This window comes from Streptomyces sp. NPDC054847, assembly GCF_053610925.1.
On sequence record NZ_JBSGZJ010000370.1, the window covers coordinates 1 to 7,168 of the forward strand.

4 protein-coding genes and 1 riboswitch are annotated in these 7,168 nt (G+C 71.1%); all 4 genes read right to left on the bottom strand.

The window, feature by feature from the left end; all coding sequences use genetic code 11:
* Positions 1-67: 67 nt before the first annotated feature.
* The 4 genes from ACWGH4_RS27415 to ACWGH4_RS27430 all read right to left on the bottom strand — a co-directional run bounded on the left by ACWGH4_RS27415 (position 68) and on the right by ACWGH4_RS27430 (position 7,017).
* Entirely contained in the window at positions 68-943 is an 876-nt protein-coding gene (locus tag ACWGH4_RS27415) for a transglycosylase SLT domain-containing protein (protein WP_453465667.1), read from the bottom strand.
* Between the two features lie 2 nt (positions 944-945).
* Positions 946-1,106: riboswitch (cyclic di-AMP (ydaO/yuaA leader) on the bottom strand.
* A 432-nt stretch (positions 1,107-1,538) separates the two neighbouring features.
* Complete coding sequence (locus tag ACWGH4_RS27420; protein WP_453465669.1) at positions 1,539-4,244, bottom strand: cellulose binding domain-containing protein; 2,706 nt, start codon at positions 4,242-4,244, stop codon at positions 1,539-1,541.
* Between the two features lie 162 nt (positions 4,245-4,406).
* Entirely contained in the window at positions 4,407-5,885 is a 1,479-nt protein-coding gene (locus ACWGH4_RS27425; RefSeq protein WP_441264764.1) for a glutamate--cysteine ligase, read from the bottom strand.
* A 139-nt stretch (positions 5,886-6,024) separates the two neighbouring features.
* The gene (locus tag ACWGH4_RS27430; protein ID WP_453465672.1) at positions 6,025-7,017 is read right to left on the bottom strand and encodes an ArsR/SmtB family transcription factor; all 993 of its coding nucleotides are present in this window, start codon (positions 7,015-7,017) and stop codon (positions 6,025-6,027) included.
* Between the last annotated feature and the right edge of the window lie 151 nt (positions 7,018-7,168).

Sequence of the window (7,168 nt, forward strand, 5' to 3'; positions counted from 1 at the left end):
GCCGTGGGGCGTCCCGGGCACCGGCCCGTCAGGTCTGGGCGGCCGGTCGGCCGCCGCGCGGGTCCCGTCAGTAGGGGCCGTTCACGTTGTCGATCGAGCCGTACCGGTCGGCGGCGTAGTTGCACGCGGCGGTGATGTTGGCGACCGGGTCGTACAGGTCGAAGGACGTGCCCTCGACGTGGTAGGCGTCGAAGGTGGGCTGGATGACCTGGAGCAGGCCCTTGGAGGGCGTGCCGTTGACGGCGTTGATGTCCCAGTTGTTGATGGCCAGCGGGTTGCCGGAGGACTCACGCATGATGTTGCGGTGGATGCCTTCGTAGCTTCCCGGGATGCCGTGCTGGGCCATGATGTCCAGCGACTCGCGGATCCAGCCGTCGAGGTTGTTGGCGTAGGCCGGCTTCGCGGGGGCCGCGGCGGCCTGGACCGCCGGGGCGCTCGTGCGCTCGGAGCGGTCCGCGCGGGCGGTGTCGGCGGCGCGCTCGGACGTCTCGGCCTCTTCCGTGGCCTTCGGAGCGGCCTTCTCCTTGGCCTGCGGCTTCGCCTTCGGCTCGGCCTCGGCCTCGGCCTTGGCGCCGATCGTCAGCTGGAGACCGGGGTGAATCAGCGCCGGGTCCGCTCCGACGGCCTTCCGGTTGTCCTTGTAGAGCTGCTTCCAGCCGCCGTTCAGGGAATGCTCTTCGGCGATCTTGTAAAGCGAGTCACCGGCGACCACGGAATACGTGACGGTGCCGGCCTTCTGCGCGACGGCCTGCGCGGCCGCGGCGAAGGTCGTGGCGGGAGCGACGGTCCGCTCCACCGCGGCGGGCGCCGCCGCGGGTGCCGCCTGAGCAGCGGTGCCGCCGATGAGCGGCAGGGCGAGCGCGGCGCCGCCCGTGCCGGCTGCGACGAATCCACGGGTCAGCGAACGGGACTTGGGACGACGGTGCTTACCCTTTGCGGGCATGGCGAATTCCTCTCCGTCGCCTGCGAGGTGAGCTGTCGGGTTCGGGCTGGAGATGCCCGGCCGCAGGTGAATGCGGCTTAACCCCGAGCCGTTCCGGATTCCGGTACGGCGACTTACCTGGTTCCCCCGCTCCTGCCGTACGTGAAGTGAGTGCGGTTGCGGATTCCGGACGGCGGCAGGATTCGGCGGTCCACCCGGATTGACGGTGACCGTAAGCGAGAGCGTCCCCGGGAAACAAGTGCCGAATTCCACATCACAATCCGAATGGGGCTTCCTCGCGCGGATTTTCAATTTGTCAGTTCCGCGTCAAAGAACTCAAAGCCCTTACCGGGAAAGGGAAGCACCTCTTCCGGCATCCTCGCCACGGTGACCGGCCGGGTGACCGACATCACGGGCTCCCTGTGCAACCGTCCCCGACCGCCATAGCGTCGCAAGAACGCCAACTCGCAACAATAATGCCTAATTAGACTTAACGAGCAAGACGGTAAAACAAGCCATATAGGACATCCGCTGCCGAACGCGCCCTCCAGAAGGGGCCGATCGGCCACGGGTCCCTGCCGCCACATCCGCCGGCCGGGACCCGGACCTCGCGTCCTCAGCCCCCTGTGGCGCAGGTCTCACCGCCCGAGGTGAAGGAGGCCGGAGCGGTGTTGCGGCCCGACCAGCTGCCGGTGAATCCGAAGGACACCGACGCGCCCGCGGCCACCTTGCCGTTCCAGGAGACGTTCTCGGCCGTCACCTCGGCGCCGCTCTGGCGGTGGGCGGCGTTCCACATCTGGCCGACCGTCTGCCCGTCGGGGAAGCTCCACCGCAGCTGCCAGCCGTCCAGGGCGGCGCTGCCCGAATTGGTCAGCGTGACATCGGCCTGGAAGCCGCCGGACCACTGGTTGGTGATCTTGTAGGCGACCGAGCATCGCGCGTTGCCCGGCGGGTCCGGGTCGGGGTCGGGCCCCGGACCGGGGTCGGTGCCGCCACCGTCCGACGACTCGCCGTACTGGATGCCACGCCCGTTGGTCGACACATACACCCGCCCGTAGACCCGCGGGTCGCCGGTGATCGAGGCGCCGGTCCAGCCCCACTGGTGCGCGTCGTCGTTGATCCGCGTCCAGTCGGCGCCGCCGTTCGTGGACCGGAAGATGCCGCGCACCCCGCCGATCTTCGCGCTGACGAAGATCGTCTGGTACGAGGCGCCGGGAGCCGCCTTGCCGAAGCCCACGGCGTCCGCCTGCTCGCCCCCCTCGACCTTCCGGAAGGTCACGCCCGAGTCGGTCGAGTGCCACAGTCCGTACGTCCCTGAGGCCGTGCCGCCCGCGAGCCACACGTCGCCCTCCACGCCGGGCACGGCCTTGAAGCGGACGTTGCCCTCCTGCGGCAGACCGCTCGAGGCCCTCGCGGTGAACGTGGCGCCGCCGTCCTGCGACACGTAGAAGGTGCCGGCCTTGTACCCGTAGAACTTCTTCGGGTTCCTACGGTCCGACTCCACCGTCGCGCCGGCGGGGATCCCGGTGGACGCCTTCCACGAGCTGCCGTACCCGGTGGTGTGGTGCACGCCGGTGCCGTCCGGGCTCCAGACGAAGCCTCTGCCGTCCGCGGCGGCGGCGACCGTTCCTCCGCCCGTCACGCCGGCAGGCTGCGAGGCCTGGAACCAGTTGGCCCCGTTGTCCGTGGAGAAGCCGATGTGCGGGGCGGCGTCGGCGTTTCCGACCCGTACGACCGTGGCGGGCGCCGCCTCCGCGAAGTCCAGGCTCGTGGTCGACGAGAGGTTCGGGGAGGTGAACATCAGAGGCGGCACGGCGTCGAGGTCGGTGTGCCGGAAGCCGCCGATGTCACCGAGGGCGCTCAGCAGCGGCGCGCCCGACGGCGGGCTCACCAGGTCGTTGACGGCCGTCTCCTCGAGCCCCTTCACCATGGGCGTGATGGTGATCCGTCCGCCGGAGTCCCAGGTCCGCAGGTTCTCCGTGCCGTAGATCGTGGCTCCCGTGCCGTACATCATCCGGTCCGAGTCGAACGGGTCGATCTCCAGGGCCTCCGTCATCCAGCCCAGCTTGGGCGTGACCTCGGGAGGGGAGGGGGTCGCGCCCCAGGAGAGCCAGGGCACGGACGAGATGTCCTGCGTGTAGCGGAAGGAGCGGTCGGGGTAGCTGGTGTAGTCCCAGGCCCTGGTCCAGGTCTCACCGCTGTCCGTGGAACGGAAGATCTGCGTGTCGGGCCACCAGGAGCTGTAGGCCGTGGCCATCAGGGTGCCGGGCCGCTGCCGGTCGACGCTCAGCCCGCTGAAGCCGGAGTAGGTGTCGGCCTCGGCGGTCGGGCTGGTGTCCTTCCACTCGCCGGTCGCCGTGTCGTAGCGCGCGATGCGGCCCTTGGCCCCGTCGTACGGGCCGCCGGTGTCGCTCAGGGTCAGATGGAGATGGCCGGTGGCGGAATCGAGGACGCCCTTGTGGGCCAGATAACCCGTCGGCTGTCCGGGGATCCGCGACCAGGTGGCACCGCCGTCCGTCGAGCGGTAGACGGTGTTCTCCTTGTCGGCGACTCCGACGTAGATGATCTGCGTGGCGCTGCCCGCGCTGCCGGAGCGCTCGTCGAAGGTCACCCACACGACGCCCTGGTTGTCGTTCGCGTAGCCGCTGGTGTCGGTGGGGTCCTGGGCGTAGTTGCCGGGGTTCGGGAAGGCGGTCACCTTCGACCAGGTCGCTCCCGAGTCGGTGGACCGCCAGAGCCCGTGGCCGCTGGGAGCGCCGAGGTAGAGCACCGAGTTCTTGTTGGGGTCCACCGCGAGCCGCTCGCCCATGCCGCGGCCGGGCATGTTGCCGCCGAGCTTGAAGGGCAGGGTGGTGGCCTGCCAGCCGGCGCCCCGGTCGGAGGAGCGCAGGACGGCCCCGTTGGTGGGGTCCCAGCTGTTGGTGTACGTGCCCACGGCGGCGTAAACCTTGTCCGGGTCCACCGTGTCGGAGGCGAGGCTCACGACCCCGGTCCAGCCCCATCGGTCCCAGTCGACCCAGTCGAGCAACGGGGTCCACTCCTTGCCCGCCTCGTTCCAGCGGTAGGCGCCGCCGATGTCGGTGCGGGCGTACGCGAGGTCCTTCTCGGAGCGGTTGAAGACGATGCCCGGCACGAAGCCGCCGCCGTCGATGCGTACGTTCTTCCAGGTGTAGGTGTCCGCGGCCGTCGACACATCGGATGGTTCGGCGGCTGAGGTGGCTTCGCCCGAGCGTGCGGCGGCCGGGCTGCTGGCGGTGAACAGCCCGGCCGTCAGGGCGAACGCCGCCAGTAAGGCAGCGAGTGGTCTGGCGCTTCTGCGCACGGAAACGTCCTCTCCGAGCAGGACCGCCGAGGGTGGCGGTACGAGTGGTATACGGAGGTGGGAGCGCTCCCAATGCGGACGATGGTAGCGGCGCGAGCCCGGCGGGAGAAGAGTGGTGCAGCGGACTCATCCGATGACTGGCGTTTCATGGACCGCCGTCGTTCATTCCACGGGCCAGGTGTGTGCCGGCGCGTTCAGATGCATGTAGTCGAGGTACTGCCGCGTCATCAGCCGCAGCGCCTCATGGTGGTCGACCCGGGACGTGGAGTCGATGTGGTGGTACATCTCCGCCTGCCACACGGCGCCGTTGCGGCCGGTGACACAGCGCTGCTCGATGATGCCGAGCAGCGGCTCCCGCCACGCCGCGTCCATGCCGGAGAGCTCCAGCCCCCGGTGGGCCATGGGCAGCAGCCGCCGCAGCACCAGCTCGGCGGCGGGGACCTCGCCCATCCCCGGCCAGTACAGGCCCGCGTCGATGCCGTACCGGGCCGCCGTGTGCAGATTGTCCTCCGCGGCCTGGAACGACATGCGGGACCACACGGGCCGTTCCTCGTCGACCAGCGCGCGGGTCAGCCCGTAGTAGAACGCTCCGTTGGCGAGGACGTCGGCGACGGTGGGGCCGGCCGGCAGGACCCGGTTCTCGACCCGCAGATGGGGCTTGCCGTGGGCCACGGCGTAGATCGGACGGTTCCAGCGGTAGATGGTGCCGTTGTGCAGGGTGAGCTCGGGCAGCTCGGGGACGTCGCCGCCGTCGAGCGTCGCGCGCGGATCCTCCTCGTCGCACAGGGGCAGCAGCGCGGGGAAGTAGCGCACGTTCTCCTCGAAGAGGTCGAAGACGCTGGTGATCCACCGCTCGCCGAACCACACCCGCGGCCGGACCCCCTGCACCTTGATCTCCTCCGGGCGGGTGTCGGTGGCCTGCTCGAACAGCGGGATACGGGTCTCCCGCCACAGCTCCTTGCCGAACAGGAACGGCGAGTTCGCCGCCAGTGCGACCTGCACCCCGGCGACGGCCTGCGCGGCGTTCCAGTAGGCGGCGAACTCTCCCGGCGAGACCTGGAGGTGGAACTGCGTGCTCGTGCAGGCGGCCTCCGGTGTGATGGTGTCCGCGTAGGTGCGCAGCCTGTCGACGCCGTCCACCGCGATCCGCAGGTCCTCGCCCCGTGCCGCGAAGACCTGCTCGTTCAGCAGCCGGTAGCGCGGGTTCTCCGACAGCGCCGCCTCCCCCACGTCCCGCTGCCGCAGCGTCGGCAGGATGCCGATCATGGCCAGGTGGGCGCCGACCTCGGAAGCCCGCTCCTCGGCGTGGTTGAGCGCGTCGCGGATCTCTTGCTCCCAGGAGTCGGGGCCGCCCGCCGTGAGGGTCCGCGGGGGGATGTTGATCTCCAGGTTGAACCGGCCCAGCTCGCTCGACCAGGCCGGGTCGGCGATCGCCTCGAGGACGTCGGTGTTGCGCATGGCCGGCTCACCGGCCTCGTCCACCAGGTTGAGCTCGATCTCGAGACCCACCTGGGGGCGCTCGGACTCGAAGCGCGCCTCGCGCAGCATCAGCGCGAACGTGTCGAGGCAGCTCTGCATCTTCTCCCGGTACCGGCGGCGGTCGTCACGGGTGAAGACGAGCGCCGGGACGTCACGCCCCATGGGCCCTCCCCGGGTCTCGTCGGGCGGGCACGGCTTCCCCTTCAATGTCCCACTCCCCGGCCGCGCCGACCAGCGGTGCGGGACGTCACCCGGCCGGGTGACGTCCGGGTCCGCCGCCGGCGGCCCGTCGCCCGTCGCCTCAGCGCGGTGCGCCCGCCAGCAGGTCGTCGCCGAGCCGGGTCCTGCGGTGCAGTACGCGGACTCCGTGGCGGCGGGACGAGAGCAGGCCCGCGTCGCGGAGGACCGAGACATGGCGGCTCGCGGTCGAGGCGGCGAGCCCCAGCGCCGCGGCGATGCCCGTGGTGGTCATCGGACGGTCCAGTTGCCGCAGCAGCCGGGCACGGGACGTGCCGATCAGCTGGGCGACCGATGACGCGGGGTCGGTACGGCGTGACCTGGCGAGCCACTGCGGCTCGGGCGACAGCGGATGCACCAGCACCGGCGGCAGTTCCTCGTCGACCAGGGCCAGCGGGGCGCGCACGCAGAAGAAGGACGGTACGAGCGTCAACGCCCGCCCTTGGAGGCGCAGTTCCCGGTCCACGGGGTACGGGGCGCGGAGCTTCCCGTTTTCGCACCGCCATCCCGGAAGCTCGTCGTACCCGGCGAGCAGCCCCTCGGCGCCGCGGACGAGCGCGGCGTCGGCTCGCGCGGCGCGGTCGGCGGCGGCCTGCGTGCGCATGACGGACAGATATGGCTCGACGGCCGCGGTGTAGTAGCCGCGCAGTGCCCGGGCGAGCCGCCGCAGCGCTTCGGGCCTGCCCTCGGCGAGCGGCCGCATGCCGGGCGGGACGGCGCGGCCGGTGTCGGCGTACAGCCGCAGGAGCTCGGCCGCCAGTCGTCGCCCGGGCGTGGCGAGCACTTGGTCGAGGGCGGTGTCGAGGTCCGTGTCGCCGCACCCGGGCGTCAGGAAGTCGGGGAAGTATCCGGTGGGCGGGCACAGCCTCATCAGCGCCTTGGTCGCCGGGACGAGTCCGGCGCGGGCGAGGGCGGCACGGGCCTCGCGCCGCCACGGGTCGAAGGCGAGCGCGGCCTGTCGGTTCTGGAGCAGATGCAGGCTGAGGGCGGTCTCCCACAGCGGGTCGACGCCCGGCGCGACGCGCAGCCGGGACAGCTCCCCGCTGCTGAATTCCACTCGCAGCACTGGCCACCCCCGGTGGTCGCCGGCGTCCCGTGCGCCGCCGAGCGGGAGTCTATGCGCGTCGCGTGATCGGCGCAGCCGTGCCGGGACGCAGTAATGGCTCCGTGACCGGAGCCCTTCCTCGGCGGGTTCCCGCGCGCCGCCC